Origin of the sequence: Streptococcus sp. 'caviae', assembly GCF_001937065.1 — a bacterium.
Taxonomy (GTDB): Bacteria; Bacillota; Bacilli; order Lactobacillales; family Streptococcaceae; genus Streptococcus.
This window is the reverse complement of record NZ_MOWR01000003.1, coordinates 153,124-179,749: the sequence shown is the minus strand read 5'-3', so window position 1 is coordinate 179,749 and position 26,626 is coordinate 153,124. Positions and strand designations below refer to the sequence as shown.

Annotated in this window: 30 protein-coding genes and 3 pseudogenes; 6 read left to right on the top strand and 27 right to left on the bottom strand. The window is 40.1% G+C overall.

Annotation, left to right across the window (positions count from 1 at the left end):
• Nucleotides 1-72 precede the first annotated feature (72 nt).
• The 8 genes from folK to BMI76_RS04515 form a co-directional block, all read right to left on the bottom strand.
• On the bottom strand, nucleotides 73-558 hold the full coding sequence (folK, locus tag BMI76_RS04550; RefSeq protein WP_075346413.1) for a 2-amino-4-hydroxy-6-hydroxymethyldihydropteridine diphosphokinase: 486 nt from the start codon (nucleotides 556-558) through the stop codon (nucleotides 73-75).
• On the bottom strand, nucleotides 555-917 hold the full coding sequence (folB, locus tag BMI76_RS04545) for a dihydroneopterin aldolase (RefSeq protein WP_075346412.1): 363 nt from the start codon (nucleotides 915-917) through the stop codon (nucleotides 555-557). Before folB ends, folK begins: the two co-directional genes overlap by 4 nt.
• A 6-nt stretch (nucleotides 918-923) precedes the next feature.
• Nucleotides 924-1,724 carry a dihydropteroate synthase gene (gene folP / locus BMI76_RS04540; RefSeq protein ID WP_075346411.1) on the bottom strand — a complete coding sequence of 267 codons (801 nt, stop codon included), beginning with the start codon at nucleotides 1,722-1,724 and terminating at the stop codon, nucleotides 924-926.
• Between the two features lie 9 nt (nucleotides 1,725-1,733).
• Nucleotides 1,734-2,294: a GTP cyclohydrolase I FolE gene (gene folE / locus BMI76_RS04535; RefSeq protein ID WP_075346410.1), complete on the bottom strand. Its 561-nt coding sequence runs from the start codon at nucleotides 2,292-2,294 to the stop codon at nucleotides 1,734-1,736.
• Nucleotides 2,295-2,313: 19 nt separating this feature from the next.
• Nucleotides 2,314-3,591 carry a folylpolyglutamate synthase/dihydrofolate synthase family protein gene (locus BMI76_RS04530; RefSeq protein WP_075346409.1) on the bottom strand — a complete coding sequence of 426 codons (1,278 nt, stop codon included), beginning with the start codon at nucleotides 3,589-3,591 and terminating at the stop codon, nucleotides 2,314-2,316.
• An 82-nt stretch (nucleotides 3,592-3,673) separates the two neighbouring features.
• Nucleotides 3,674-4,558 (bottom strand): EamA family transporter RarD, encoded by an 885-nt coding sequence (gene rarD, locus BMI76_RS04525; RefSeq protein WP_075346408.1) that lies wholly within the window; start codon nucleotides 4,556-4,558, stop codon nucleotides 3,674-3,676.
• A complete protein-coding gene (gene thrB / locus BMI76_RS04520) occupies nucleotides 4,545-5,411 on the bottom strand; it encodes a homoserine kinase (RefSeq protein ID WP_075346407.1) in 867 nt (288 codons plus the stop codon). The genes rarD and thrB overlap by 14 nt, the downstream gene beginning before the upstream one ends.
• A 1-nt stretch (nucleotide 5,412) precedes the next feature.
• The gene (locus BMI76_RS04515; protein ID WP_075346406.1) at nucleotides 5,413-6,699 is read right to left on the bottom strand and encodes a homoserine dehydrogenase; all 1,287 of its coding nucleotides are present in this window, start codon (nucleotides 6,697-6,699) and stop codon (nucleotides 5,413-5,415) included.
• 105 nt (nucleotides 6,700-6,804) lie between these two features.
• Between BMI76_RS04515 and BMI76_RS04510 the strand changes: the two genes are divergently transcribed.
• Nucleotides 6,805-7,689, top strand: coding sequence for a polysaccharide deacetylase family protein (locus BMI76_RS04510; protein WP_075346405.1), 885 nt, complete (start codon nucleotides 6,805-6,807; stop codon nucleotides 7,687-7,689).
• Between the two features lie 58 nt (nucleotides 7,690-7,747).
• Here the strand turns inward: BMI76_RS04510 and BMI76_RS04505 are convergent, their stop codons facing one another.
• The 7 genes from BMI76_RS04505 to BMI76_RS04475 form a co-directional block, all read right to left on the bottom strand.
• Nucleotides 7,748-8,812, bottom strand: a complete 1,065-nt coding sequence (locus BMI76_RS04505) for an acyl-CoA dehydrogenase family protein (RefSeq protein WP_075346404.1) — start codon at nucleotides 8,810-8,812, stop codon at nucleotides 7,748-7,750.
• Nucleotides 8,813-8,823: 11 nt separating this feature from the next.
• Nucleotides 8,824-9,375, bottom strand: coding sequence for a carboxymuconolactone decarboxylase family protein (locus BMI76_RS04500; protein WP_075346403.1), 552 nt, complete (start codon nucleotides 9,373-9,375; stop codon nucleotides 8,824-8,826).
• A gap of 250 nt (nucleotides 9,376-9,625) precedes the next feature.
• On the bottom strand, nucleotides 9,626-10,672 hold the full coding sequence (locus BMI76_RS04495) for a zinc-dependent alcohol dehydrogenase family protein (protein ID WP_075346402.1): 1,047 nt from the start codon (nucleotides 10,670-10,672) through the stop codon (nucleotides 9,626-9,628).
• Nucleotides 10,673-10,904: 232 nt separating this feature from the next.
• Nucleotides 10,905-11,228 (bottom strand): carboxymuconolactone decarboxylase family protein, encoded by a 324-nt coding sequence (locus BMI76_RS04490; protein ID WP_075346475.1) that lies wholly within the window; start codon nucleotides 11,226-11,228, stop codon nucleotides 10,905-10,907.
• A 27-nt stretch (nucleotides 11,229-11,255) separates the two neighbouring features.
• Nucleotides 11,256-11,666, bottom strand: a complete 411-nt coding sequence (locus BMI76_RS04485; RefSeq protein ID WP_075346401.1) for a cupin domain-containing protein — start codon at nucleotides 11,664-11,666, stop codon at nucleotides 11,256-11,258.
• Nucleotides 11,667-11,686: 20 nt separating this feature from the next.
• On the bottom strand, nucleotides 11,687-12,034 hold the full coding sequence (locus BMI76_RS04480; RefSeq protein WP_075346400.1) for a cyclophilin-like fold protein: 348 nt from the start codon (nucleotides 12,032-12,034) through the stop codon (nucleotides 11,687-11,689).
• 136 nt (nucleotides 12,035-12,170) lie between these two features.
• Nucleotides 12,171-13,148, bottom strand: a complete 978-nt coding sequence (locus BMI76_RS04475) for an alpha/beta hydrolase (protein WP_075346399.1) — start codon at nucleotides 13,146-13,148, stop codon at nucleotides 12,171-12,173.
• Nucleotides 13,149-13,393: 245 nt separating this feature from the next.
• Between BMI76_RS04475 and BMI76_RS04470 the strand changes: the two genes are divergently transcribed.
• The 3 genes from BMI76_RS04470 to BMI76_RS10865 all read left to right on the top strand — a co-directional run bounded on the left by BMI76_RS04470 (nucleotide 13,394) and on the right by BMI76_RS10865 (nucleotide 15,065).
• On the top strand, nucleotides 13,394-14,281 hold the full coding sequence (locus BMI76_RS04470; RefSeq protein ID WP_075346398.1) for a LysR family transcriptional regulator: 888 nt from the start codon (nucleotides 13,394-13,396) through the stop codon (nucleotides 14,279-14,281).
• On the top strand, nucleotides 14,253-14,603 hold the full coding sequence (locus tag BMI76_RS10975) for a low temperature requirement protein A (RefSeq protein ID WP_075346397.1): 351 nt from the start codon (nucleotides 14,253-14,255) through the stop codon (nucleotides 14,601-14,603). Before BMI76_RS04470 ends, BMI76_RS10975 begins: the two co-directional genes overlap by 29 nt.
• A 129-nt stretch (nucleotides 14,604-14,732) precedes the next feature.
• A complete protein-coding gene (locus tag BMI76_RS10865) occupies nucleotides 14,733-15,065 on the top strand; it encodes a hypothetical protein (protein WP_075346396.1) in 333 nt (110 codons plus the stop codon).
• A gap of 140 nt (nucleotides 15,066-15,205) precedes the next feature.
• On the opposite strand, the gene BMI76_RS04455 is transcribed toward BMI76_RS10865, so the two are convergent.
• The 7 genes and pseudogenes from BMI76_RS04455 to nrdI form a co-directional block, all read right to left on the bottom strand.
• Nucleotides 15,206-15,556, bottom strand: a complete 351-nt coding sequence (locus tag BMI76_RS04455) for a putative quinol monooxygenase (protein WP_257615238.1) — start codon at nucleotides 15,554-15,556, stop codon at nucleotides 15,206-15,208.
• Between the two features lie 31 nt (nucleotides 15,557-15,587).
• On the bottom strand, nucleotides 15,588-16,538 hold the full coding sequence (gene nrdF / locus BMI76_RS04450; protein WP_075346395.1) for a class 1b ribonucleoside-diphosphate reductase subunit beta: 951 nt from the start codon (nucleotides 16,536-16,538) through the stop codon (nucleotides 15,588-15,590).
• Between the two features lie 74 nt (nucleotides 16,539-16,612).
• Nucleotides 16,613-17,104, bottom strand: a complete 492-nt coding sequence (gene tpx / locus BMI76_RS04445; protein WP_075346394.1) for a thiol peroxidase — start codon at nucleotides 17,102-17,104, stop codon at nucleotides 16,613-16,615.
• Between the two features lie 364 nt (nucleotides 17,105-17,468).
• Entirely contained in the window at nucleotides 17,469-18,422 is a 954-nt protein-coding gene (locus BMI76_RS04440; protein ID WP_075346393.1) for a ribonucleotide-diphosphate reductase subunit beta, read from the bottom strand.
• A gap of 9 nt (nucleotides 18,423-18,431) precedes the next feature.
• Nucleotides 18,432-20,588 (bottom strand): class 1b ribonucleoside-diphosphate reductase subunit alpha, encoded by a 2,157-nt coding sequence (nrdE, locus tag BMI76_RS04435; protein ID WP_075346392.1) that lies wholly within the window; start codon nucleotides 20,586-20,588, stop codon nucleotides 18,432-18,434.
• Between the two features lie 33 nt (nucleotides 20,589-20,621).
• Entirely contained in the window at nucleotides 20,622-20,954 is a 333-nt protein-coding gene (locus tag BMI76_RS10935) for a DUF1971 domain-containing protein (protein WP_275138287.1), read from the bottom strand.
• A pseudogene (gene nrdI, locus BMI76_RS10930) lies at nucleotides 20,952-21,389 on the bottom strand (class Ib ribonucleoside-diphosphate reductase assembly flavoprotein NrdI); the annotation flags it as partial. The pseudogene nrdI and the gene BMI76_RS10935, both read right to left, overlap by 3 nt.
• A gap of 157 nt (nucleotides 21,390-21,546) precedes the next feature.
• Between nrdI and BMI76_RS04425 the strand changes: the two are divergent.
• On the top strand, nucleotides 21,547-22,218 hold the full coding sequence (locus BMI76_RS04425; RefSeq protein WP_039670523.1) for a Crp/Fnr family transcriptional regulator: 672 nt from the start codon (nucleotides 21,547-21,549) through the stop codon (nucleotides 22,216-22,218).
• Nucleotides 22,219-22,264: 46 nt separating this feature from the next.
• Here BMI76_RS04425 and BMI76_RS04420 read toward each other — a convergent pair.
• The 5 genes and pseudogenes from BMI76_RS04420 to BMI76_RS04400 all read right to left on the bottom strand — a co-directional run bounded on the left by BMI76_RS04420 (nucleotide 22,265) and on the right by BMI76_RS04400 (nucleotide 26,034).
• Nucleotides 22,265-22,893: pseudogene (locus BMI76_RS04420) on the bottom strand (hypothetical protein).
• Between the two features lie 8 nt (nucleotides 22,894-22,901).
• A complete protein-coding gene (locus BMI76_RS04415) occupies nucleotides 22,902-23,555 on the bottom strand; it encodes a Crp/Fnr family transcriptional regulator (protein ID WP_075346390.1) in 654 nt (217 codons plus the stop codon).
• A 27-nt stretch (nucleotides 23,556-23,582) separates the two neighbouring features.
• Nucleotides 23,583-23,861: a hypothetical protein gene (locus BMI76_RS04410; RefSeq protein WP_014294089.1), complete on the bottom strand. Its 279-nt coding sequence runs from the start codon at nucleotides 23,859-23,861 to the stop codon at nucleotides 23,583-23,585.
• A 15-nt stretch (nucleotides 23,862-23,876) separates the two neighbouring features.
• Nucleotides 23,877-24,104 (bottom strand): heavy-metal-associated domain-containing protein, encoded by a 228-nt coding sequence (locus tag BMI76_RS04405; protein ID WP_037619394.1) that lies wholly within the window; start codon nucleotides 24,102-24,104, stop codon nucleotides 23,877-23,879.
• Between the two features lie 79 nt (nucleotides 24,105-24,183).
• Nucleotides 24,184-26,034, bottom strand: a complete 1,851-nt coding sequence (locus BMI76_RS04400) for a heavy metal translocating P-type ATPase (RefSeq protein WP_075346389.1) — start codon at nucleotides 26,032-26,034, stop codon at nucleotides 24,184-24,186.
• Nucleotides 26,035-26,402: 368 nt separating this feature from the next.
• On the opposite strand from BMI76_RS04400, the pseudogene BMI76_RS04395 reads away from it, so the two are divergent.
• Nucleotides 26,403-26,600: pseudogene (locus BMI76_RS04395) on the top strand (transposase); the annotation flags it as partial.
• Nucleotides 26,601-26,626: the final 26 nt, after the last annotated feature.

Genomic DNA, 26,626 nt, shown 5'->3' with positions numbered 1-26,626 from the left:
GATTTTTAAGTCATCATTATCCACTCTCTTTAGCAGAACTAAATGTGAAGAGAAAAATCTGACAGCAAAGAATCAGTTTTTGAGAGGTTTCACTCCCGACTTATCCACTCGTTGCAGTAAATCGGCAATCGATTGCTTTAGCAGCGGATGGATCAAGCTGCCGGCAATGTCATTCAGCGGTACCAGCACAAAAGCACGGTCCTGAAGATAGGGATGAGGCACTTGCAGCTCTTCTTTGTCAATAATCTCATGACCATAAAAGAGAATGTCGATGTCAATTGTTCTTGGACCCCAGTGCTCATGGCGAATGCGGCCCAATTGCTTTTCAATGTTCTGACAGCTTTGCAGCAGCTCCTGCGGTGACAAATCAGTTTCCAGCTGACAAACTACATTTAAAAAATCAGCCTGATCAGTCTTGCCCCAGGCTGCCGTTTCATATATGACAGATTGGTTAATCAGTCGGGTATGAGGCAGTTCAGCCAGACTGGCCAAGGCTTTCTCCAAATAAGCTTCCCTATTTTCAATATTGCTGCCTAAACCCAAATAAACAGCTGTCATGGGCGTTCTCGCTTTAATTCCACGCCAACAGCGTCATAGTGACCGGCAATGGGCGGATTTTCCTTGGTGATTCGGATTGTAACAGCCAAGATGGCCGGAAAGTGCTCAAAAATATCCTGACAGACAGCGCCTGCCAGCTTTTCAATTAGAGCATAACGGCTGTTTTCGACGCGATCTTTGATGACCTCAAAAATTTTGCCGTAGTGAACCGTATCTTCCAGATTATCTGTTTCTGATGCAGCCTTTAAATCCACAGCTAATTCAGCATCGACGACAAAGATCTGGCCCAATGTCTGTTCCTCAGAAAAAGCGCCGTGATAAGCGTAAAAACGGCAGCCCTTTAGCATAATCTTATCCATAAAACCTCACATCAACTGGCTTGTGACCTTGACAATATCCTTATTGGCCGGTACATTGTGAACTCTGACAATCTGGCAGCCCTTATCAATAGCGTAAGCAGACAGAGCCGCTGTTGCCATGTCGCGTTCCTGCGGTTTTGTACCGCCGCCAAGCATACTGTCCACGACACGTTTTCTGGAGATACCAAACAAAACAGGGTAACCAAGATGGGTGACTTGCTTCAAACCTTTCAAAAGCTCCAGATTTTGCTCAACGTTTTTAGCAAAGCCAAAACCGGGATCCAGCCAAATATTTTCTTTTTTGACACCGGCTTTTTGGGCTGATTCTGCACGTTCCAGCAAAAAATGACAGACATCCTGAGTAATATCACCGTAGACTTCATCTTTTTGATTGTGCATGAGAATGATTGGAACATCTTTCTGCGCTGCCAATTCAAACATGCGGCCGTCATAGAGCCCTGACCAGACATCGTTTAAAATGTCAGTACCTGCTTCAAGTGCCGCCTGGGCTGTTTCTGTCTTGTAGGTATCAATGCTGACGAGACAGTCAAACCGCTCTTTGATCGCTTTGATAACCGGCACAGTCCGTTTTATTTCATCCTCGGCGGAAACAAATTCAGCTCCGGGGCGGGTGGATTCCCCGCCGACGTCAATAATTTGAGCACCTGCCGCCAGCATTTCTTCAGTTTGCTTGAGAGCTTGGTCGACAGAAACATACTGACCTCCGTCAGAAAAAGAATCCGGGGTCACATTGAGAATCCCCATAATGACCGCCTGATCCGCCAATTCATGCTTGCCAATTTTCATATTAACTCCTTAATTGTGAATCATCGAAATAATTTCCCGCCGAACTTCTTTGTCAGAACGGCAAAGGCCTCTGGCTGCGCTGGTTACTGTTTTGCTGCCGGGCTTTTTAATACCTCGCATGGTCATGCACATGTGCTCGGCCTCAATCATAACAAAGACACCCTTGGGATTTAGAGCTTCTTCAAGTGCATCAGCTACTTGGGCTGTCAAACGCTCCTGCAGCTGCGGCCGCCTGCTGGCTACTTCTACTGCTCGTGCCAGCTTACTGAGCCCTGTTACCCGACCGCCGCTGGGCATATAGGCGACATGGGCTGTTCCGTAAAAAGGAACCAGATGGTGTTCACACATGGAATAAAAGGGGATATCTTTAACTAAAACGACTTCGTCGTGTTCTTCAGAAAAAACGGCTGTAAATTGATCCTTAGGATCTTCATTTAAGCCGGAAAACATTTCCTGATACATTCTGGCAACACGCTTTGGTGTGTCTAAAAGCCCTTCGCGTTCAGGATTTTCGCCCAGTGCTTCTAAAAGCTGATAAACAGCCTCTTCAATTTTCTTTTGGTCTGACATTTACCTTCTCACTCTTTTTTTAATACATTTTATTATAGCTTATTTCTTTATTTTTCAAAAGTTCTTTTCTGACCTGTGAAATAAAATAAAGCGACCCTGTGATGACATAGAGGTCCTCTTTCTTAGCTTTTTCAAGCCTTTTCAGCCAGACTGAAAAATCAGGCACCTGTTCATATTGGCAAGGATACTCTTCCAAAGCAAGCGCCCTGGGGTAAGAAAAAGACGTCACTGTCACATCTGCTAATTGACTCAGCCGCTCAAGCATCGTTTCAACTGGTTTGCCGGCAATAGCAGCAAAAAGTACATGAATGTTTTTGTCAGCATACTGCTCCTTTAAAAGATCAGTTAATACAGTCACACTTTCATTGTTGTGGGCACCGTCAATCATGAGATTTTCTCTGATAAATTCCGTTCGACCTGCCCAGCGGCTGTCTGCCAAGGCACTCTTAATGACGGTTGTTGTCACTTTTGGAAACTCTTTTTGCAGCAAAAGACTGGCCATAACAGCCAAAGCAGCGTTGGATCTTTGGTGCCGTCCTTTCATCACAAGACGGATATCAGAAATGGTATCACTGCCATAGCTAAAATCAAAAACAGCTCCCTTATCCCAAATCTTAAAATCTTCTCCCAATTGATAAAGAGGGCTGTGCGTTTCCTTAACCTTTTGATAAAAAACAGCCTTCACATCACTGCGCTTTTCCGCAAAAATAAAGGGCACCTTGTCTTTTAGAACGCCGGCCTTCTGCCCGGCAATCTCAGCGTGGGTATTTCCCAAGACAGCCTGGTGGTCCAGACCGATAGAGGTGCAGATGACCGCCTGTGCCTCAAAGACATTGGTTGAATCGGTCAGACCTCCCATTCCTGCTTCAATAATCGCCACATCAACCGGATGAACCTGCCCGAAATAAACGAACATCAGCAGTGTGATGATTTCAAATTCTGTTGCTGCTTCCAGGTCTGTTTCAAGCGGCAGACGTTCAACCACAGGCTTGATTAGCTGAACCAGACCAACCAGTTCTTCTTTGCTGATCATTTGGCCGTTGACAGAAATGCGTTCCCTGAAATCAATAATATAAGGAGAGGTAAAGGTACCGACATTATAGCCTGCTTGGCTAAAAATGTTTTGCAGGTAGTTGACGGTTGACCCTTTTCCGTTAGTTCCGACAACATGGATGCCACAAATATTTTTCTGCGGATTGCCTAATTTTTCCAGCATCCAGGCCATCCGCTCAATACCTGGTTTGATCCCAAATTTTAAATTGTCATTTATCCAAGCCAAGGCTTCTTGATAGTTCATTGCTTCTCCAATTTATTGGCCAGAAATGAAAAACCGGCCGCCTCCTTTTTACCATTTATGAAAAACTGGCTTTTGCCGATTCTTATCTTCCTTTTCTTAGCGCTAAGATTTGTCCCATAATAAAAACGAAAACCGCCAGCCAAATGAAAATAAAGCCGCGCAGCTCCCCAAGAGTAATGGCTTCGCCAAAAATCAAAACCGCAATCAACAGCTGCATAGTCGGATTGATGTACTGAATAAAGCCAATTAAATTGAGAGGGGCCTTTTTGACTCCTTCAGCAAACAGCAAGAGCGGAACAGCCGTTATAAATCCAGAAGCCATCAGCAGAATATTTTCCCAAAGACTGTAGTCAAACAGGCTTTCATTACTGAAAAAGAAGAGATAGACTAAGGCTAAAGGTGCTATAACAGCAGCTTCTACCAGCATGGCTACATCACTGGAAAGCTTGACGTTTTTCTTAATCAAGCCATAAAAAGCAAAAGAAAAGGCCAGCAGAAACGTTATCAAAGGAACTTTTCCCGTATTAAGTATAAGAATAACAACTCCAAAGGCAGCCAACAATACAGAAAATACGGTCCACCTGTCCAGCCGCTCCCGCAAAAAGATCAGCGACAAAAGCACGGATACCAAAGGCATAACATAATAGCCCAGACTGGCCTGAGTAGCCTGCTGGTTAGTAACCGCATAAATATAAGAAAGCCAGTTGATGGCAATTAAAAAACTGGCTAAGATCATGTTCCTTCCTGCCTGTTTATCTGCCAATAGCTCACTTAGCTGTTTTTTATAAATGCTCTGACGCTTTGATAAAAACATATAAAGCAGCATGGTTACTAGGGTCCAAAGGATGCGGTAGGAAAAAATCGCATAGGCGTTAACTCCTGATAATTGTTTCCAAAAAAGGGAGATAACTCCCCATAACACATATGCTCCTAAACCGAGTAACAGTCCCTGTCTAGTCTCTTTCAATCCTTACTCCTTCAGTGTCAACAGATAAAATACAGCTCGTCCCATCCAAGCAAAGACGATCAATGGCTGCTTTGATTGCTTCCTCATTGTCCTGATCGGCCAAAACAATAACAGTCGGACCGGCTCCGGAAAGGTAAGTCGCATAGGCTCCGTTTTGTTCACCAATGGCTTTAATGGCTGAGAATTCTTTAACAAGCGACTGGCGGAAACGTTCGTGGAAAAGATCGCCTTCAATGGCTTTCCCGGCAGTCTTTAAATCACCGGTCAAAAGCCCTGCAACAGCTACATTGGCAATGGAACTGGCTGCAACGGCTTCCTTATAATTCAGCTGATCAGGCAGAACACCGCGGCTGTCACTGGTCTTCAGCTCATAATTAGGAATAAAGGTCACAAAAGAACATTTAGGAAAGCTGCCGGCAATATAATTAACTTTTCCATCAACATAGCTGGATACGACAAGATTGCCAAAAATAGCCGGCGCCACATTATCAGGATGGCCTTCGATGGCGGTGGCAATATTGAGCTTTTCACCGGCTGTCAGCTGTAAATCTGCCAATTGATTGGCCAGCTCAATCCCGGCAACAATAACAGAACTCGATGAGCCTAAGCCTCTTGCAAGGGGGATATCACTGGTCATTCGCAGGCGATGCGGTTTAAGATCAGGAGCAACCTTTAAGGCTGTCACAATCAGCAAATTGCTGTCATCGCTTGGAATATTGTCCAAATCATGACTAATCTCCCAGGCATCAGCTGCTTCTAAGACCTCAATAGAAAGATATTTGGAAAGGGCAACACCAACAGAGTCAAAACCCGGTCCGACATTGGCCGATGTTGCAGGTACTGTAATTCTCATTCTATTCCCCTAACACCTTGAAGGTATTTACTAATTCAAAGTCGGCAACAGCCTTCAGCTTTTCAGTAACATTGGCTAACTGTGTCTTGCTCAGAGAGTGCGTGATAATCACAACACGCGCTGTTTCACCATTAGCTTTTTGCTGCAGAACCTGCTCAAAAGAAATGTCTTCTGAATTAAAGATTTCAGCTAGGCGCAGCATTTTCCCTTTTTCATCTGCTGTGTTGACAGCGAAATAATAGTGGCTCTTAACATCATCCGGATGGGCAATCCGAGTATCGCGGACAAATTCATTAAAAGGCTTGCCGACGTTCCCGTCTTTAATTCGGCGGGCAATGCGAATAATATCTGCCGTTACAGAGGTTGCCGTTGGTTTCTGGCCGGCACCCGGTCCGTAATACATAGACTCTCCAATGCCGATAGATTCAACAAAGACAGCATTCATGACATCATTAACACTGGCAAGCGGGTGAGCTTTGGGCAGGAAGGTTGGTGAAACTTCAGCAAAGATGCCTGACTCAGTCTCTTCGACAGAACCCACCAGTTTAATGACATAGCCCAGCTGCTGAGCGACACTGACATCATCTGGCGTAATGCTTGAGATACCTTGATGGGCTACTTGGTCAAAATCAATGGTCATTCCAAAACCGAACTGGCTCAAAATGACAGCCTTGTAAGCTGCGTCAATCCCTTCCACATCATTGGTCGGATCGCTTTCCGCATAACCCAGTGCCTGTGCTTCTGCTAAAGCTGCTTCGTAAGTCCATCCCTCATCAACCATCTTAGTCATCATAAAATTAGACGTTCCGTTAAGCACACCTAAAATACGTGTTACCTTATCAGAAGTCAATGAGTTAGCCAAGGTTCGCAAAATTGGAATTCCGCCGGCAACAGCCGCTTCATAATAAAAAGCAACTCCTTTATCTTGAGCCAGTTTAATCAGCTCCCTGCCGTGCGTAGCAATCAGATCCTTATTAGCGGAAACAACATTTTTACCAGCTTCAAGCGCCTTTGTAATAAAGGTTTTGGCAGGTTCGATACGCCCCATCAGCTCAACAACAATGTCAATCGTCTCGTCGGATAAAATGTCATCAACATTAGTCACAAAGTTAAAGTCATTGCCCTGGGCCAAAAGACGGTTTTTTTCCTCATCGTCCTTGACCAGAACCTTAGCAATTTCCAAACGGTCTCTTGAGGCAGCCGTAATTTTTTCATTATTTTCCTTTAACAAAAACGGAATACCGCTTGCCACTGTACCGAAACCAAGCAAACCAATTTTTATAGACATTTCTTTCTCCTTGCAAAAAACATTTTTTTCATTATATCAAATTTTCAGCAGAATTTACAGCTAATTATCCTTTCCTTATGCTATAATTAGCTGAAAGGATAATTTATGATTAAGAGAAATAAAAAGCTGACCATTATCAATATAATATTGCTTCTTGCCTGCCTTGCAGCTGTTGGGGGCCTCCTGACAGCACTCCTGCGGCAAAACAGCAAAACGAACACTAAAACGGCCAATTCTGTGACCACTGTCAGTCAAGACAAAGTTCAACAAGCAGTCCAAAAAGTCAAGTGGACCAAACAGAACGAGCCTGTGCAGCTGCCTATTTTGATGTATCATGCCATTCATGATATGGCACCTGATGAAGCAGCCAACGCCAATCTCATTGTTTCACCCGCTGTTTTCGAAAGCCATATCAAGCGTTTAAGCGAAGAAGGCTATTATTTTTTGACACCCGAAGAAGCTTATCGGGCTCTCAGCCAAAATGCTCTGCCTGCTAAAAAAGTTATCTGGCTGACCTTTGATGACAGTCTGATTGATTTTTATACTATCGCCTATCCTATTTTAAAGAAATATCAGGCTAAGGCAACCAACAATGTCATTACCGCCTTTACCGATGAAGGCAGAGCCGGCAACCTGACCGTTAAACAAATGAAGGAAATGAAAGCAAACGGCATGTCTTTTCAGTCGCATACGGTCAATCACCCGGATTTATCGACATTGGATCAGGAAACACAGGCCAAGGAACTGTCACAGTCAAAAGAGTACCTAGATAGGCAGCTCAATCAAACAACTACAGCTATCGCCTATCCGGCAGGACGTTATAATGATACGACGCTTAGTCTGGCCAACAATCAATACAAGCTGGGTGTCACAACCAACGAAGGCCTGGCAAGCGCTGAAAATGGTCTTCTGTCCTTGAACCGCGTCAGAATTCTGCCTGATACCAGCGCTGATATTCTGATGAATACTATTTCTCCTGCTCTTCCATAATTTTTTACAAGAAAACAAGGCCGAGACACATTTGTTTCGGCCTTGTTCCTTTGTCTGATTAGACAGTTGCCAGAATATGCCGCAGCTGGACAGCGCTTGGGGAAACAATAGGTAAAAAAGCACCCTCCTTCCAGCGGCGGATAAAACCGGAAGCCGAATTTTTGAAGTAACCGCGGCCGCCGCTTGCCTGTAATTCCAAAAGCAAACTGGCTGCCACAATATCGACAATATCAATGCGCAGCTGAAAAAGCCGGCGAGGTTCTTGAATAAACTCTTGTGATTCCAGACCTTTAAACAGGTCGCGCTGCACGGCACTTAGTTTAGTTCTTGTTTCATCATACTCTTCTTTAAGTACCGAGCGGTTGCTGCTTAAGCTCTGTGCCACTTCAGCCAGCGAACGCTCTGCTAGGCCAAAAGCCAGGCCAAATTGATAGCCTAAAAACTCTGGCCGTGTCTGAGCCAAAAAACCTTTGGCATCCTCAGACAGTATCCAAGTGTCGTCTAAGGGAACATTATCAAAGGTTAAAGCTGCCGTATTAGACCCCTGCAAGGCCACAAATTCTAAGTCAGCTGAACGCGACAAGCCGAACACTCCGGAAGGAATGACCAAAATGATTGGCTCTTTGCTGCTGTCTTCAAATTGAGCTGCAAAAACAGCCGCAAAGTTATCTGAACGTAAATTCGTTATCCAAGGCAGGCGGCCTTTAAGATAGTAGCGGCCTTCTTTCTCAATAATGGTGACATTTAGGTCTTCGATATTGGATAAAAATTTAGTGGCATTTGATAAAGCCGTCCCAGCTGCCAGCTTTCCTGTTAATAAATCCGGCAGCCAAGACTTTTTCAGAGAGTCGTTGCTACTGGCAAGAATAGTCTCAATAAAAGTCCGATGCCCCCAGGATATAAAGGCAGCCGTTAAAGAATGTCTAGCTAATTCTGATAAAAAGGCTACTACTTCTGTCTTGCTGCCGCCTTGGCCGCCATAGATTTCAGGCACAGCAATGCCAAAGACACCTTCTGCCGCAATTCGCTCCAAGAGCTGGTCAGCCAAATGACCGGACTCTCTGTCCAGCTGATCGGCCTTAGCATCCAGCCAAATTATAAAGTCCTTTGAAAAATAAGCCATATACTTCTCCTTTATTTTGCATACTGCTGTAGCTCTGGATTAATCGGTGTATCCGCCATGTTATTGGCATAATTGCAAAGCGATGCCAAACTGACACCTAGGACAACATCAAGAGCATTTTCCTGTGTATAGCCTGCCTCCAGAAAATCAGCAAAGGCTTCGTCCCCAACACGCCCTTTGGTATTAATGACAGCAATAGTAAACTTAGCTAAAGTATCCAACTTAGGATTATCGTCAATAGGCGTACTATTTCGCAGCGCTTCTAAGAGATCAGGTGCCATCTGGATCTGCTTGATCGAAAAAGCTGTATGGCCTGCTACACAGAAAGCACAGCCATTGGTTACAGCTGCAGTAATCTGAACAACCTCACGTTCAGTTGGTGTCAAAGAATTACGGCGATTAATGGCTCCAACGGTACGATACGTTTCCAGCGCTGTCGGTGCATTGGCCAGAAGTCCGATAAGATTAGGAATATAGCCGCCGTTATCCTTCTCAACTGTACGCAGGGTTTCTTTGACTTCCTCAGGTGCTGTTTCGATGGTATGTATGGTAAATTTAGACATAAAATAACCTCTATTCTTTTTATATTTCTGATATCGTACCATCTCTTGGTCGTCTTGTATAATCTAAATTTTTTATGGTTGGCTATAAGCATTAATTATGGGAAAAATGAGCAAAATCTTTGAAAATTTGAAAGCCCTGTGCTCAATGATATAGGCCGAGACAATACGTCCGAACAGACAAAAAAGACCGGGCAAAAATTTGCCATCAGTCTTCTTTTGCTTTTATCTATTCATTTTTATGCAGTTACTATCATTCCATGACAATCATTGATTTGATAGTTCTTCTTGCTTCCATATCCTTGTAGGCCTGATCAATATCATCCAGCTTGTAGCTTTGCGTGAAGACCTTGCCGGGGTTGATTTCACCATCAAGGACAGCCTTCAGCAAAACACTCTTGTCATAAGTCGTCACGGATGCCGGACCGCCTGCAAAAATGGTATTTCTCATGAAATAATCACCGGGGTTAATGTCATCTGTATGCGGAACACCTACACGGCCGACAACAGCACCCGGACGGGCAATCTTAATAGCCGTTTCAGTTGAGAGCTGTGTGCCAACGCATTCAAGCGCAGCGTCTACGCCGTCTCCGTTCGTCAATTCAAGAACCTTGGCAACACCTTCTTCGCCGCGTTCTGCAACAATATCGGTTGCACCAAATTCTACAGCCAAGTCCTGACGGTCTTTATGACGGCTCATGATGATAATTCGCTTAGCCCCGCGCATCTTAGCCGCAATAACTGCACAAAGACCAACGGCACCGTCACCAACTACAGCAACCGTGTCTCCCTTTTGCACATTGGCAACCCGAGCGGCATGATAACCGGTCGGCATAACATCAGCAAGAGACAAGAAGGAAGCAATCATGCCTTCACTGTAATCACTTGGCTGTCCGGGAATCTTCACCAAGGACCAATCCGCATGCGCATAGCGGACATATTCGGCTTGGTAACCAGAGCTGAAGTTCGTACTGGCATCATGCCCCTGGCAGCCGCCTTCAAAGCCAGCACGGCAGGCTGCACAATGACCGCAGCCATGCGTGAACGGTGCAATGACAAAATCGCCCTTCTTAACTGTATTGACCTCAGAACCTGTTTCTTCAATGATACCAATAATTTCATGGCCGGTATTTCCAGAACCAGCTTCTTTTTGATCATCACCGCGGTAAGACCAGAGGTCAGATCCGCATACACAAGAGCGCACCACCCGGATAAGAGCATCGTCCGCCTCAACAATCTGGGGTTTATCAATAGTTTCAACGGCCACTTGACCGGCTTTAACAAATACGGTTGTTTTCATAATATCCTCCTTAATGCATTAATTATCTCCATACTTTAGCACACTTCACCATGATAAGCAAACAAAAAATCCAGAAATAAACCAGCAGACCAGTCAGTTTTTTATCTGCCAGCCTGCTTTCGCCAAATGTCACTAAAGGCAGCATAAATGCTGTTGCCGCCTTCTTCCATATCAAATCTATATATTAAAAATAGCGTTGTGAATCCTGCGACTAAACCAAAAAGTAGATGACTTATTGTTCTTCCCAAATTTCCTTGGCAATTCCAAAGGCAGACCAGGCTTTTGGCCAGCCGACATAAAAAGCAAGGTGGGTAATGATTTCTGAGATTTCTTCTCTGCTCACACCGTTTGCTTTTGCAGCCTTGAGATGATACTGGAGCTGCTCCCAGTTTCCGCCGGCAATAAGCGCTGATACTGTTACAATTGAGCGGGTCTTGGCTGGTAGTTCTGCTTCTCGAGACCAGACCTGCCCAAAGAGGATGTCATCATTGATTTCTGCAAATTTGGGAGCAAAGTCTCCTAACCGTTCCCGCCCTGCTGTTTGTTTCTTAGCCATATCCATCGACCTCCTATAGCTTCATGCTCATTGATTGGCTTCTTCGTACTCCTGATCGGTTACTGGTTCATAGAACTCACCGGCGCCAGCAGTAATGGCCACATGGCTGAACCAAGAGTCCTCGGTAGCACCATGCCAGTGTTTAACACCCTTATCGGTCACAACAACATCTCCAGCCCTTAGATGACGAGCTGGCTTGCCTGCTTCCTGATAAAGCCCTTCGCCTCCAGTCACAAGGAGGATCTGATAGCCATCCAAGTGCACGTGCCAGTTGTTGCGGCAGCCCGGTTCAAAGGTCACATTGCCAACATGGACAGATCCATCTGGCGCCTGCGCCAGCATAGCCAGATAAGACTGACCTGTAAAGCTGGCGCCGTAAGGATTATCGGCACCAAAATCAAATAGCGGATTATGTTTCACTTCTTCATGTTTAGGCATGAATCATCACTTCTTTCTTATCATTCTGCTTGCAATGTAATAGTCCTAGCACCTTTTTTTAAAGCTGTTTGAAAGTTTTGATCGGATACATGACCGATTCGAGTGTAAGACCATTTATTGTTTCCATAGAAAAAGACCAGCTTATCGCCTTGATAAAGCATGACATCACCAGCTTTAGCAGACAGACTGGTATCATTTGCTGTTAAAGACTCTCCCAGCTCACCGACCAATTCAAAGCCGCCATAAGGCTCAGCTGCAATTTTGATAGGACCATCTTCTAATTTTTTCAGCAATTCCTGACTGGCTGTGGTATCAGCCAGCTCCAGCCAATACTTCTGATTATCAATCGTCAATGAAATACTGGTCATTTCAAGCCTCCTATTTGCTTTATTACTCTGTTTAATCAGACTGGATGAACTGGTCTGTGACGGAGAGGACTTCTGCGATTGGCAGGCTGCAAGAGCTGCTAAGGTCAAGGCAAAAATACTGATTGCTCCTATACTCTTAGCCCAGCTGTTCACGAATAAAATTTTCAATGGCTTCAAACGGAATCTTATCTTTTTGGTCATAGAGGTCTGTGTGACTGGCTCCTTTAACTGTAATCATCTTCTTATTGTCACCCTTTAGCTTGGCAAAAGCGTCCTTGCCCATGTAGTAAGAATGGGCGGCATCACCGTGTACTAGGAGAACAGCATTGCGAATCTCATGGCTGTAGTGAAGAAAGCGCGTATTGGCAAAGCTGGTATTGGATTGAACCGCCCAGCCGTCATTAGAGTTGAGGCTGCGGGCATGGTAACCGCGAGGCTGCTTATAGTAAGCATAGTAATCCTTGACAAACTGCGGGGCATCATCCGGCAGAGGATCAACCACACCGCCAGCCATGGCATAAGTACCATTAGCGAAATCGACGGTACGCTGCTGAGCCAGAGCTAAGCGCTGTTGATAGCGGGCTTCCTCATTGTCTGCCTCATCAAAATAGCCATTGCCAGCGACACGAGACATATCATACATGGTTGAGACAACGGTCACCTTGATACGAGGATCGATAGCCGCAGTATTCAAGGCGATACCACCCCAACCGCAAATTCCGATAATCCCGATTTTTTCTGAATTAACTCCATCTAAATTTGACAGGAAGTCAACTGCAGCTTGGACGTCTTCGGTATTGATATCAGGAGACTGCATATAGCGAGGACAACCGCCTGATTCACCTGTGTAGGAAGGGTCAAAGGCCAGAGTCACAAAGCCACGCTCTGCCATTTCCTGAGCATATAGGCCTGAAGACTGCTCCTTAACAGCTCCGAATGGACCTGAAACTGCGAGAGCCGGAAGCTTACCAACTGCTCCCTTTGGACGATACAAATCAGCCGTAAGGGCGATGCCAAAGTGGTTGGGAAAGGTCACTTTCTCATGGTTGACCTTATCACTTTTTGGAAAAACTTTATCCCATTCTTGTGTCAGATTAAAACGCTGTTCAGTCATCTTATAGCTCCTTTACTAAGATATGACACCGCTCTGCATTCCCAAAAACGAGCAACTCTAATGAACAATCATAAGATTTCAGGGAGTGTCATTTTCAGAGGAATACAGGCAGGTACAATTTATTTCTTATTCCTAGTATACTCCCCTGTTTAGATCATTACAAATACTTATAAATAATAGATGTTATGCTTTCTAAGCATAATATAAAAATTCATGCTATACTAGATAGGAAAGGAAATCATCTTATGGAAATTCGTGTTTTACAGTATTTTGTGACGATTGCTGAGGAAAAATCAATTTCCAAAGCAGCCCAAAAACGTCATGTAACCCAGCCAACCCTTTCTCGGCAGATTAAGGAGTTGGAGGAAGAATTAGGCACCCAACTCTTTTATCGGGGAAGCCGAGAGGTCACTCTGACGGAGGATGGTCACTACCTCTACAACCGCGCACTTGAAATTTTGTCATTGGTTGATAAAACCAGCAGCAACCTCATGGAAAAGGGTCCCGTATCCGGTACAGTGACGATTGGTGCGGCTGAGGGGCGCTCGCTCAAATCTGTCTTTGCTGTTGCTAAAGACATCCAAGCGACCTATCCTCGTATTCAGTTCAATGTTAACAGTGCCAATGCCGATGATATTCTGGAAAAGCTCAATACTGGTATTCTTGATTTTGGTATTGTTGCAAGGGATGTTGATAAAAATATCTATGACCAGCTGCTTCTGCCCACTCAGGAATACTGGGGAGTTCTCCTTCCCAAAAATCACGACTTGGCCAATCACAGCAGCCTTAACTGGGACGATTTAGCTCCCTATCCAATTCTTTTACCCAACCAATCAGAATCTAAGACCTTCTTCAATCAAAAACTGCCTAACAAAATACAAATCCCAGCCACCTTCAATCTCATTTTTAATGCCAGTCTCATGGTGGAAGCTGGCATGGGCCTCGCCATCACTTGGTCAGACTTAGTCGCGACTGATAGTAAAGAGAGTCCTCTCACCTTTATACCCTTAGAAGGTGATTTACCGCCTATCCAGCTCTCCCTCATCTGGAAGAAGCACAGCCAGCAATCCCGGGCAGCCAAAGTATTTTTGGCGGCCTTAAAAGATGCCTTTGCCTTTTTATCTATCTCTTAAAATACATCAATTTTTTGAAAGGAACAACTCATGTCTTCATTCAAAAACGACCGCTCTCATCCATCACCTCCATCACGGAATCGTGAGTTTTTCTGCCATGGCAACCTTTTTGGTAACTATCCTTATTTTGGTTAACACTTGGATGATCCAAACGGTTTTTACTAATCGCTATGGAAAAAAATCCCTTTTCAATATTATTGTCAGCGTCATCAATATGGCTATGCTTCTTTTGATTTCCAATATGATTAGCAATGACTGGCAGGGTTACTTTAACTACTTTTGCTGGACAGTAGGTATCCTAACAATGACCCCATTTCTCTAGTATTTGATTCAATATTTTAAACGTGTTTCTCTATTACTTTGGTCAGTTCGACAATGCGATTGATGACAGCAAAGATACACGGGGCTCTTTCTGATCTATAGCCATTATCCTATCTTTATCGGTTTAATCATGATAGCTGTTGCTATCAGTTTTTTGACCGATCTTGGAGCTAATCACTTTTTTGTCGTTCTATTTCTCTATACTGGTCTCCTATTGTTTCAACGGGCAGTACTTGCCAACACTATTTACAACAAGCCTCACGTCAAATTTAGTAAAACCTATATCAGCTTACAACTGGCAACTACGTTTGTTGCAGGTATGACAAGCATTTTGCTTGCAGCAAAACCAACCCTTGTGCTCTATATTACTACTGCTTGCCTCTTCTTGATTGAAACCTATTTTTTGCTTTACTATACCAAAAATTGTCAAAAAGCAGGCATAAAAGCTTGGTATTGGTTTTAATAGCAATCATACAAATTAAGATTATACATCTCTCAAAAACGGCTAGAACATCAACTGTTCTAACCGTTTTTAATACTATAGCAAAGCCTCACCTTGCAAACCTTATCTGACGGCAACACAAAATTTCCTCTCTGAAATCTTCACTGATGCACCAGCATCTCACCCGCCAAGACTTGCAAATCTTTATTCAGAACCAGTTCACCACTTCTTTTAATATAGTCCTTAAAATTGGGAGTTTGGCAGTGACTGCTATAAGCAGCTTCATTCTGATAAACCTCGAAGAAATACCAGATGCTGGGATTGGCTGTGTCTCTACCAGCATACATGACAAGGACACCTGCTTCCGTTTTCATACTGGCTCTCATCTCAGGAATAACAATGGCAGAAAACACCCGAGAGTCGCTCACTTCTAATTGGGATAGGCGGACGGATAAGCCTACAGCACCGTCACCGACAAGGATGACTTTTTTATGTTGTTTAGTTGCAGTCATCTAAGAATCCCCTCATTCTTGGTTGTTAGTTTTAAAAAATATAATCATCATCAGACATTTCCTCTGCTTCTCCCATTAGATATCCTGCGCCAACCTGTGAAAAGAAATCATGATTTGCTGTTTCAATAGAGATGCCATTCATTACAATTGGATTTACATCATTTACTAAGGCATCTTTAAAATATATCTCAAAACCCATATTTTGAAGGGACTTATTTGCATTGTATTTCACGAATGTTTTAATATCCTCCACTAGCCCGATTTCAGAATAGACTTCTTCAGTATATGCGAATTCATTCTCTAGCAGCTCCTCTAAAAAGGAGTACATCCAATTAGTAAAGTTGTCTTGTTCAGTAATCGATAACTCGTTAAAGTCCTGTCTAAACTTATAGCCTAGATATGTACCATGTACTGATTCATCTCGTATAACCAATTTAATAAGTTCTGCTAAGTTAGCTAATTTATTCTGACCTCGGTACCAAAGGGGGATAAAGAAATTACTATAATACAATATCCCTTCTAAAAAGACACTTGCAACCTTAATCTGCATAGGTGTACCGTTCTGATAGATCTCATTAATCTTTTTAGCCTTAAATTGCATTCTACGGTCATTATTCATCCAATTATATATTTCTTCTATATCTTTGAATGTATTAAGTGAAATTAAAATGGTTCCATATGTTTTGGCATGGATGGATTCCATAAAGGTGAAGTCGCTTAACACAGCTCTCTCTTTTAAGGTTCTTGCATTTTTCTTTAATGCATATAAGCCCTCTTCAGATTGTAACGTATCTAATAAGGCAAGCCCTCCAACCGCTTTTTTCACCACCTCCCTTTCCATATCAGAAAGTTTTCTCCAATCTAATAGGTCATTCGAAACAGGAACCCTTGTATCCAACCAGAACTGCGCAGTTGCCTTATCCCAGACATATTCATCTAATTCATCTTCAATAAGCTGCCAATTCATTGTTTTATTTAGCATTCTTTTCCCCTTACCTTTGTACTTATTAATATTACCAATATATGAATAGTATATGATGTACGTAATACACACACTTATAGTGATTTAACAACCTCAACAGGCTCCTCATAATTAGGAGATTCATTGATATTTTCAAGATATTCTGTATATTGAACAGTATTTTGAGAATCTAGAACCAAGACTGCCCTAGCTAGTAAATGCCACTCATCCATGAGAACACCAAATGCTTTACCAAAACTATTATCATAATAGTCAGAAAGTAAAACGACATCTAATCCTTCAGCACCACACCACCGCGCCTGCGCAAATGGTAAATCAACTGATACAGTGATAACAACCGTATCCTCTAGTTCTGATAATTCCTTGTTAAATGTACGTGTTTGTGTTGAACATAAATCAGTCTCCAGTGAAGGAACAATTGAGATAACTTTCTTCTTCCCTTCAAAATCACTTAAACTTTTAAGAGTTAAATCACTTGACATTAGTGTAAAATCTGACATTGTATCACCAACATGTAGTTGTCTCTCTGCTGAAACTGTAACGGTTTTCCCAAAAAATGTTGTCATAATATAATTCCTTTCTTAAACAGTAGTTTTATTTATTTCTACCCTCTATTCTCACTTTTTCTAACAAGTCCCTAATGCAATTTATGCATAATAACTTATCCTTCTAATTACTAAGCAAGTTCCTACCCCTACTTAATCATAAATACTTGAGACCTCTATTATTGATTTTAATACGATATATATCTAGTCAGTAATAAGATCGATCAATCTATTGTTATCCTTTGTCATTAATATGATAACGGTACCTATCACCCCCATTCCTTTAAATTGTGTATCATAAACTAATTCTAAATCAATGATATTAATCCTAACTTCTAGTCAAATTACCAAATTAAGTCTATATCCCTATATTTCATATTCCCCTCTAGAACGCGTAATCCGATTCTTCCATAATCTCTTCATCAGTTGAAGCTGATTTATTACTAGAGATAGATAGATTATGCCTGCGTAAGTTATTTAACCGATAATTTATTCCTTTCAACACTTCAGCATTAAAACTAAATTGCTCTTTCAACCCAATCCCCATAAGAATATTATTAGCTTCCTGCAATATTAAGTTTTTAGCTATTTTTTTACTCTCCTTCAAATAATAGAAGTCACCAATTATATTAAGCCCCAACTTTACAAAGTGATTGACAGTTTCATAACTCCATGCTTTGAAGCGCTCAACCTCTTGCGGGTCTGATTCTTTTAGTAGAAGCTTTACCTTATGACTAAAATAAAAGCAATGTAAGGACTCATTACGGATAATCATTTCCAACATAGTTCCGAGGTTATTAAATTCTTTATTAATCCATAACTCAAAAAGGTACGAAAAATAAGCATAGTTCAGAAGACCTTCTACACATAACGCTATGAACCTTTTTTTAACTAGACTCGATTCTCTATAAACGGTATTAATATCATTTAAATATTCCAGTACACGTGAGTCATTATCGACCCACTCAAATGACTTTTCAAGATTAATTTCTTTATCAAAGGTGAGCAATATTCGATTATAGGCTTTGGTATTGACCATCTCGATAAATTGAATATTATTTAAAATAGCAACTTCTTGTTGCGAACACTTACCATTTCGAACAATTTCACCTACCTCTATGGACTGATTGGTAGACAGATTCGTTAAAAGTATCAGTAAACGCCTTAACTGTCTTTGTTCCTCAAAATTAAGCTTTATCCAATTCGTAAAATCATTTTCAATTGGAATCCTGGTATCTAACCAAAACAGTGATGTAGCTCTTTCCCATACTGCATTGTCAAATTCATCCTCGACAACATTCCAGTTAATGGCCCTATAATATAAATAGTTTTTTGACATGGTACCTCCTTAAATCATGCAAGATTCACAATTATTTACACTGTTGAATTCGTCATCTTCCGTATATGTCCGAACATAGTAGAGTGACTTAATTCCTTTTGTCCAAGCATAATTACGAAGACGATTTAAGTCTCGAGTTGTTAATTTTGAACTTCCTTGTTTCTTCCATTCATAGATACCTTCAGGTAATACAGAACGCATGAAGAGTGTCAAGCTCATTCCTTGATCAATATGTCGCTGAGCTTTAGCGTAGATATCAATAATTTTTCGTTGATCCATGTTGTAAACTGTTTTATAATATCTAAGTGTTTTATTTGACAAGTATGGAGCAGGATGGAAGATTGAACCAACTTTTTTCTCTTGACGATTTTCAATCAATTGAGTAATTGGATGAAGAGATGCACTAGTCTCATTGATATAAGAAATAGAGCCATTAGGAGCAATAGCTAGTCTATTTCGATGGTAGAGACCATCTTTCATGACACCTTCTTTTAATAACTGCCAATCTTCAATTGTCGGTAATGAGATATTTTCAAATATCTTTGCCACTTTTTCAGATGTAAAATGAAATTCCTTCACTAGATAATAATTAAAATAGGTTCCATCAGCATAGCGAGAGTATTCAAAATCATGAAAAGTTTCGTTCTTTTCCACTGCAATCTGGTGACTGGCCTTTAAAGAGTAATAGTTCATAGCCAGAAAGAAAGCATCTACAAATTCTAAGGCTTCATCAGATTCATAGTCAATACCATTAAGAGCTAGAACTGTATGAAGTCCCATTGCACCAAGCCCAATTGTATGGTAGAGCGAATTTCCATTAGCCACAGTTGGAACTTCACTGATCGCACCCCGATCAGTAACAGTGGTGAGCGCCCGAATCGCATATTCTATAGACTTTCCAAAATCTTTAGCTTCCATAAGATTTACCATATTCATTGAACCAAGGTTGCAAGAAATATCGGTCCCCACCTTTTTATAACTTAAATCTGGATTTAATATAGACGGTTCTTGTGGTTGAAGGATTTCTGAGCAAAGATTACTCATAATAATTTTTCCTTTTACAGGATTAGTTCGATTAGCTGTATCAATATTTAAAATGTATGGATAACCAGATTCTTGTTGTAAACGTGAAATTTCCTGTTCTAATTCACGAGCATTAATTACAGTCTTTTCTATTTCATTATTAGCCACCATAGTATCGTACTCTTTCGTCAGATCAACATAAGAAAACGGGAGACCATAAACTCGCTCAACGTGATATGGATTAAAAAGATACATGGGTTCATTTGTTTTAAGCAATTCATAATATTTATCGGGTACTACTAACCCTAGTGATAATGTTTTAACTCGAATCTTCTCATCTGCATTTTCTTTTTTAGTAGATAAAAATTCCAGAATATCTTGGTGAAAAACATTAAGATACACTACTCCTGCACCATTTCGTTGTCCTAGTTGATTACTATAGGAAAATGAATCTTCCAGTAATTTCATAACAGGCAGCACACCCGAAGAAGCATTCTCAATTTCTTTTATAGGGGATCCTGTTGCACGTAGATTGGATAGATTAACCCCTACGCCTCCACCTATTCTAGAAAGCTGTAAAGCTGAATTAATATTCCGACCAATCGATAGCATAGAATCTTCAATATCAATAAGAAAACATGAAACCATTTCTCCCCGCCTCTTCTTACCTGCGTTTAGAAATGTTGGTGTTGCAGGTTGATATCTTTGGGAAATAAGTTCTTCTAGTATCTTATGAGCAAGATTCCTATCCCCATTCGCAAGATACAAAGCATTAAATACAGCACGATCCTCAAAGTTTTCTAAATAATATTTTGAATCATTTGTTTTCATTGCATACTGATTATAAAATTTATAGGCAGCCATAAAGCTTTTAAATTTAAAACCATAGTTATAGGCGAACTTAAATAGCTCCTTGATAAAGATCCTATTATCTTTACCATAAATACTCAAAACACTTTCATCAATATAATCGTGACTAATTAAATAATCCAATTTCTCATCGATACTATCAAAGGTTTTCAAGTTATCCCTAATTTCTGTATTTAAATATTCTTCTAACGCCTCCCTGTCATAATGAAGTGGAATCTGTCCCTCTACCGGTACATTTAACATATTATTCAGAATAAAATAATCTTTTGTCATTCTAGTCTTCTTTCTATTTTTATATTTTTACCTTTATTGATGTAAAAAATCGGATTTTTTACAAAAGAGATCAATGGAAAATACTAGGTCTTCCGTTAACGGAGAGAGTTTATACCATGTTTGGGGTTCAATAAATGGTGGTTGATTGCTAGTGTCATAAGTACACTCTCTGAGAACATCTCCATTCTCTCTCAATTCGAAAATCTTTATCTTCCCGGACCAAATAGTTATCTTTTCCCAAGTCCCATCTTTAATATGATGACTGTGCCGCAAGGGATGAGGCATATGATGTGATGTCATATTAGGTAAGTGCCTATATGATACAAGCTCTGAACTGTATCTCCACTCTATTAACCTAGTATTCAATCGATTTGAAATGCGAATAACATCTTCTTCAGTTCCTCGTAATTCAAATTCATCTAATACTGGAAATCCAAATTCCTCAGAATACTGGTGAGCTGTCAGGCAGAATTGTTTATTAAAATTTCGATTACCACTTCCGATGATGCCCATACAATATTTACTATTTTTTTTATATGCAATAAGCCTACGGAGGGGTGTTGTTAATATTTCGATATTACCAGTAGTAACACCATTCCCTCCTTCAAGGTAGGCTGGTAGAAAAGCAAAGTAAGGTTCTTTGACTTCAAATTCCAATGATTCATTATTTTTTACTAAATCCTTGACATTAACATAATCCAATTTCTCTTGAAGTTCCTTCTGGAGATAATGATCTAATCTTTCAAGAAAATTAGTCGTATTCCCGCTAAGACTGATATAGTATATTCTAATCACTTGCATTTTTCCCTCCTAATATATATAATTCCTATATACTGTATTTGATGATAAAAACAGACACTACATATAGTGATTTAATTATATATCTTCCCTAATTAAAAAAAATTGACCATGGTCAATTTTTTAGGAAATATAAAAGAATGCAAGGGAGAATAAAAATATGACAAAAATTGGCTGCGTTCATCGGGTTCCTCTTTTTAATAATCTTGCTTGCGATGAACAGAGTAAGGTTCAAGAATTGCTATATCATAAAACCTTTAAAAAGGGAGAAATTATTTTTTCTCCCGATGATCCAGAGCAGCTATCGATTATTTCAGCTGGTGCTATGAGAATCTATAAACTGAGTAAAACTGGTAAGGAACAGCTTATTCGTATTGTTAATGAGGGAGAATATGACGGAGAGAATTATCTCTTTGGTCTCTCAAATGATTCTCTTTATGGAGAGGCCATTAAAGAAACAAAAGTATGTATCCTATATAAGTCAGATTTCAATAAGTTAATCTATCTTTACCCACAATTAAGCTGCAAACTACTTCAATTAAATGCCTACAAATCTTTAGAGATTGAGAAGCAACTGCAACTACTGGCAATTGATTCAATAGAGGATCGTTTAGCTACCTACTTCAGTCAGCTCTCTCTCCCTTCAGAGGTAATGACTGAAGAGACCATTACGATACCAGTCTCACTGAAAGAACTAGCCAGCTATCTAGCTACCAGTCCTGAAACTATATCCCGTAAATTAAGAGCTTTTCAAGAAGAAGGATTAATAAATAGAAATGGAAAGAAAATTATACTATTTCGTTCTTTTTGGGATAAATTTGACTTTCTATAATTTTTATAAACTAAAGGATAGGTGTTACTTCTACCTATCCTTTAGTTTATTTCTTTGTTTCCTTATAAAATGGCAGTAATTCATCAAAACTTTTTAATAGATCATCAATTAACCGTTCTAATGAGTGGTCAGTCTCAATTGGAATATCCTGTTTAACCAAGACCTTACGAACCTCACCTGATTTGACCTGTTTTAGTAAACTCTTTCGATTTTCTTCTGTTGCATCCATTTTGAGACTTATACCATTTTTTGTACAAAATAATACATGGCTCCAAAAGGAAGAAGATTCAAAACTTTATTTTGTTTCTCTAAACTGTTTTCAGACCTCCTTCTTTCTACAAAACTAACCTCAACGGAAATTCTAAAATTATCAGATTCCCCATAAAGACGAATAGCCAATGCTGAATCATCCAAATCATCGGAAGGCAATCGGAAGTAACACCAAAAATGTGGACGACATAGCTGAGATTGATTCATCCATTGACTAACACGCTCTGCTTTAAATGGCTTTACCCTGTCTTCAAAAGATTTACTGATTAAACTGAATTCATCCCGGGCCTGTCGAGCTAGGTCCCTTAAATCCATCATATACTGGCGATAATTACCAGCCTTTTCCGGCTTAATATATTTTTCTCCTCGATAGGGTAGATATTCCTTTAATTTGTCAAACGACATTTTTCACCTCATAAATCAATTAAGCCATCTCCGTTAAGAATAATTATTCTTCTACCTGAACGTTTTATCAATCTATTATCCTCAAGAAATCTAAATTTTCTAGAAAGAGTTTCAGGGGTAGTCCCTATATATCGCGCGATATCAATCATCTTCATAGGTAAACTGAACCGATAATCGTTCGCTACTTTTGACAGATCCAAGAGGTAGTTCGCTAAACGTTCCTCAACACGCTCCATAGATAAAATATGGGCCTGCTTCTCTACTTGAATCATCTTTTGCGCACTTAATTCAAATAATTTAAGAGCTATTTGTGGATTCCTAAGCATTACTTGATCAAAAGCTTGTTTACTTAATCTACAAATTTCAGTTGTTTCAAGAGTTTCACCAAAAAGAGATTCATTTTTAATACCGAACAACTGATTCTCACCCTCATAGCCACCTGGTTCAACGACCCGTAAAAGCTGTTCATCACCATTTGTAGACAGTTGGAATACTTTCATACTTCCGAGGGCCACGATGTCTAGATTTTCATCTCCTGGTCTAAAAACAATTTCATTTTTTTTAAATTGTTTGTGTTGTGCCAATCTATTAATTTTAATCTGTTCATCTTCTGACAGATAATTAAATAATGGTACAAGTGTCACACAAATGTGTTGAACCATGGATAGCCTCTTTCTAATTGATAAAACCTATTCTTGAGATAATTCATCAAATTGTTTTAATAGCTGATAAGTTTTAGTAAATGTCTCACAAGCATCATCTGGAATTGTATAATCTTTTGTAAGAGCTCTTAGTTCTGAAAATTCATTTGATAGGTCCAAATTATTATCCCTAATTTTATGTTGAATTGTTTCATAAACTTTGCGAACATCAAAGACTTCTGGATGATTTTTCCCATGAGCTTTTGTAATAGCATTTGTATATAGATCAAGCATCTCATCGTTTGCTTCAAAAAATTGTTTTAACATTGTAACTTTCTCCTATTATTTTTCTGATGCTTTTAGGACATCATAGCCAATTGCTTGCACTGCCTTCACAATTTCATTAATATTTGTCATACTAGCGTCAAAATTTACTTTTGCCTTACTGGCATTGAATAGAACTTTGACACTTTCCTTATCGACACCTGTTACACTTTTAATGGCTCCCTCAATTTTTTGCATACATGTTGGACAAGCCAGTGTTTCAAGCTGTAGTATAGCTTTTTTCATCATCTTTACTTCCTTTCCTTATTATATCTTTAGTATAGTACGATATTTAGAATAAAAAATTGATTTCTATCAAGAATCTCTATTTTCTTTTATATTTTAAAAGCCTCATAGCATTCAGAATAACTACGAGAATGCTACCTTCATGAACAAACATGCCAATTGCCATATTCATCCACGAACTTGAGAGAACGCTGATAAGAAGAACTACTACGACTAGCAATGCAATGAAGATATTTTCAATCATATTACGTCGTGTGGCTTTAGCCAATCCAATCGCATGAGGGATTCTGTGAAAATCCGAATTCATCAAAACAACATTTGAAGTTTCAATGGCAACATCTGTACCGTTTCCCATGGCAATTCCAATATCTGCTAAGGCCAATGATGGGCTATCATTAATACCATCTCCGACAAATGCTACTATTTCTCCACTTGCCTGACGTTTTCTCACAAATTCTGCCTTGTCTTCTGGTAGTAGATGACCATAAGCCTCGGTTAAGCCTAACTGATTAGTAACTAAATCAACTGTGCCTTGATTATCTCCAGATAATAGAATGAGATTTTTTACTCCCATATTCTTAAGCGTCTCTAAATCCTCCTTGACTCCTTGTCTAATCTGGTCGCGAATCCCTACAACAAGAGCTATTTGTCCATCAATAGCAGTTAGGACAATTGAATTCCCTTCTGCTTCCATCCCTGCTATGTCGCTCTTCATCCGGTTAGTGAAAGGAATATTATATTGATTCATCAAATAAGAGTTCCCAACGAGAACTTGGTGATTTTGAATACGAGCAACAACTCCCCCACCTTGAACGACCTCTGTTGAGTCAATAACCTCTACTACAGAACCTGAGTAATGGTTCACAATTGCTTTCGCGAGCGGATGATCTGATTCTCTCTCAACACTAGCCAGTAAGCTCTCAGCAAGACTCCTATCACTGCTATAATAGATTGTCTGTGCAACCTGAGGGTTACCATAAGTTAATGTTCCTGTTTTATCAAATAACATTGTATCAACTTTACTAAAGTTTGTAATGACATCACTACCCTTAAATAAAATACCATGTCGTGCGCCATTTCCAATCCCTGACACATTTGAAACTGGTACGCCAATGACCAGTGCACCAGGACATCCAAGAACCAAAATAGTAACGGCTAACTCAATATTGCGGCTAATAAGCCAAACAATAATCGCTAACACTAAAACTGAAGGAGTATAGTATTTTGAAAATTGGTCAATAAATCTCTCAGCTTTTGACTTGCTGTCCTGTGCTTCTTCTACTAATTCAATAATTTTCCCAAAAGTTGTATCTTCCCCAATCTTCTCAGTACGTATTTGTATAGTGCCATTTTCGAGAATGGTACCAGCAAAAACTTTATCTCTTAAACCTTTAGAGACTGGAATAGATTCGCCCGTAATACTTGCTTCATTTGCAGCACCAGAGCCAAATATCACTTCACCGTCAACTGGGATCTTTCCACCCGTTTTTACTAAAAGAACATCTTCTTCATTAACTTCTTCAACTGACACCTCTTCAAAGTCACCATTGTGTAGTTTACGAAAAGTAGTCTCTGGCACCATCTCCACGAGATTTTTAATCGCAGAACGTGTCTTGACTAATGTCCTTTGTTCTAAATATGCACCAAATAAGAAAAGAAAAGCCACAATAGCCGATTCTTCAAACTCTTTAATAACAAATGCCCCTAAAATAGCAAGGGTCACCAAAAGATCGATGCTAATGACCTTAACTCTAAGAGCTTGACATGCTTGAACTAAAATTGGAAAACCACCAACTAATGAAGCTGCAAACAATAGATAAGCTGAACCCTGCTCACTACTTGAAAACCATTTAACTGAAAAAGAAAGTATAATAAGAACACCAGTGATGACTGTCAGCCAATTTCGATAACGTGATAACCATTTTTGCATGATTTCTTCCTCCTTTATTGCCTCCAGTATAACTGACTTCTGAAGTAGATAAATTGATTTATATCAAGCTATCAGCAAAGAATGAGAACTGGTTAGTTTACTATAAGTATTCTATTATGCTTACCAAAAGAATTGGACTTAAAATCAGAATTCACATTATAGAAACAAACAAAAAAGCTTATCACAAAAAGTAAACTTTCTTTTTTCCGATAAACATCTCAATATATAATCTATACTTCTGTTTAACAATATTTTTCACACGCGTTCACAGATTGTGACTACCCTCATTTCTATAGTAACTGAATAGGTTACACTAGACTAGACAGAAATAATAAAATGTTCTACACTTAGTAAGACAGAAGAAACTGATGTCTAGAAAATCACAACGTCACTTTGCTGACGAGTTCAAACAACAAATCGTTGATCTTCATAATGCTGGGAAAAAACGCAGTGAGATCATTAGAGAGAACGACTTAACCCCCTCAACCTTCGATAAGTGGATGAGACAATCTAGAACAACTGGTTCATTCAGAACTGTTGATAATCTTACGGAAGAACAGCGAGAACACTTATTAAGATGTTCTCGCTCAAT

Excerpts from the sequence above, each read along its gene's own strand:
- folK (WP_075346413.1), bottom strand. The coding sequence starts at position 558 with ATGACAGCTGTTTATTTGGGTTTAGGCAGCAATATTGAAAATAGGGAA.
- folB (WP_075346412.1), bottom strand. The coding sequence starts at position 917 with ATGGATAAGATTATGCTAAAGGGCTGCCGTTTTTACGCTTATCACGGC.
- folP (WP_075346411.1), bottom strand. The coding sequence starts at position 1,724 with ATGAAAATTGGCAAGCATGAATTGGCGGATCAGGCGGTCATTATGGGG.
- folE (WP_075346410.1), bottom strand. The coding sequence starts at position 2,294 with ATGTCAGACCAAAAGAAAATTGAAGAGGCTGTTTATCAGCTTTTAGAA.
- BMI76_RS04530 (WP_075346409.1), bottom strand. The coding sequence starts at position 3,591 with ATGAACTATCAAGAAGCCTTGGCTTGGATAAATGACAATTTAAAATTT.
- thrB (WP_075346407.1), bottom strand. The coding sequence starts at position 5,411 with ATGAGAATTACAGTACCTGCAACATCGGCCAATGTCGGACCGGGTTTT.
- BMI76_RS04515 (WP_075346406.1), bottom strand. The coding sequence starts at position 6,699 with ATGTCTATAAAAATTGGTTTGCTTGGTTTCGGTACAGTGGCAAGCGGT.
- BMI76_RS04510 (WP_075346405.1), top strand. The coding sequence starts at position 6,805 with ATGATTAAGAGAAATAAAAAGCTGACCATTATCAATATAATATTGCTT.
- BMI76_RS04505 (WP_075346404.1), bottom strand. The coding sequence starts at position 8,812 with ATGGCTTATTTTTCAAAGGACTTTATAATTTGGCTGGATGCTAAGGCC.
- BMI76_RS04500 (WP_075346403.1), bottom strand. The coding sequence starts at position 9,375 with ATGTCTAAATTTACCATACATACCATCGAAACAGCACCTGAGGAAGTC.
- BMI76_RS04495 (WP_075346402.1), bottom strand. The coding sequence starts at position 10,672 with ATGAAAACAACCGTATTTGTTAAAGCCGGTCAAGTGGCCGTTGAAACT.
- BMI76_RS04490 (WP_075346475.1), bottom strand. The coding sequence starts at position 11,228 with ATGGCTAAGAAACAAACAGCAGGGCGGGAACGGTTAGGAGACTTTGCT.
- BMI76_RS04485 (WP_075346401.1), bottom strand. The coding sequence starts at position 11,666 with ATGCCTAAACATGAAGAAGTGAAACATAATCCGCTATTTGATTTTGGT.
- BMI76_RS04480 (WP_075346400.1), bottom strand. The coding sequence starts at position 12,034 with ATGACCAGTATTTCATTGACGATTGATAATCAGAAGTATTGGCTGGAG.
- BMI76_RS04475 (WP_075346399.1), bottom strand. The coding sequence starts at position 13,148 with ATGACTGAACAGCGTTTTAATCTGACACAAGAATGGGATAAAGTTTTT.
- BMI76_RS04470 (WP_075346398.1), top strand. The coding sequence starts at position 13,394 with ATGGAAATTCGTGTTTTACAGTATTTTGTGACGATTGCTGAGGAAAAA.
- BMI76_RS10975 (WP_075346397.1), top strand. The coding sequence starts at position 14,253 with ATGCCTTTGCCTTTTTATCTATCTCTTAAAATACATCAATTTTTTGAA.
- BMI76_RS10865 (WP_075346396.1), top strand. The coding sequence starts at position 14,733 with ATGATAGCTGTTGCTATCAGTTTTTTGACCGATCTTGGAGCTAATCAC.
- BMI76_RS04455 (WP_257615238.1), bottom strand. The coding sequence starts at position 15,556 with ATGACTGCAACTAAACAACATAAAAAAGTCATCCTTGTCGGTGACGGT.
- nrdF (WP_075346395.1), bottom strand. The coding sequence starts at position 16,538 with ATGCTAAATAAAACAATGAATTGGCAGCTTATTGAAGATGAATTAGAT.
- tpx (WP_075346394.1), bottom strand. The coding sequence starts at position 17,104 with ATGACAACATTTTTTGGGAAAACCGTTACAGTTTCAGCAGAGAGACAA.
- BMI76_RS04440 (WP_075346393.1), bottom strand. The coding sequence starts at position 18,422 with ATGTCAAAAAACTATTTATATTATAGGGCCATTAACTGGAATGTTGTC.
- nrdE (WP_075346392.1), bottom strand. The coding sequence starts at position 20,588 with ATGACAAAAGATTATTTTATTCTGAATAATATGTTAAATGTACCGGTA.
- BMI76_RS04425 (WP_039670523.1), top strand. The coding sequence starts at position 21,547 with ATGACAAAAATTGGCTGCGTTCATCGGGTTCCTCTTTTTAATAATCTT.
- BMI76_RS04415 (WP_075346390.1), bottom strand. The coding sequence starts at position 23,555 with ATGGTTCAACACATTTGTGTGACACTTGTACCATTATTTAATTATCTG.
- BMI76_RS04410 (WP_014294089.1), bottom strand. The coding sequence starts at position 23,861 with ATGTTAAAACAATTTTTTGAAGCAAACGATGAGATGCTTGATCTATAT.
- BMI76_RS04405 (WP_037619394.1), bottom strand. The coding sequence starts at position 24,104 with ATGAAAAAAGCTATACTACAGCTTGAAACACTGGCTTGTCCAACATGT.
- BMI76_RS04400 (WP_075346389.1), bottom strand. The coding sequence starts at position 26,034 with ATGCAAAAATGGTTATCACGTTATCGAAATTGGCTGACAGTCATCACT.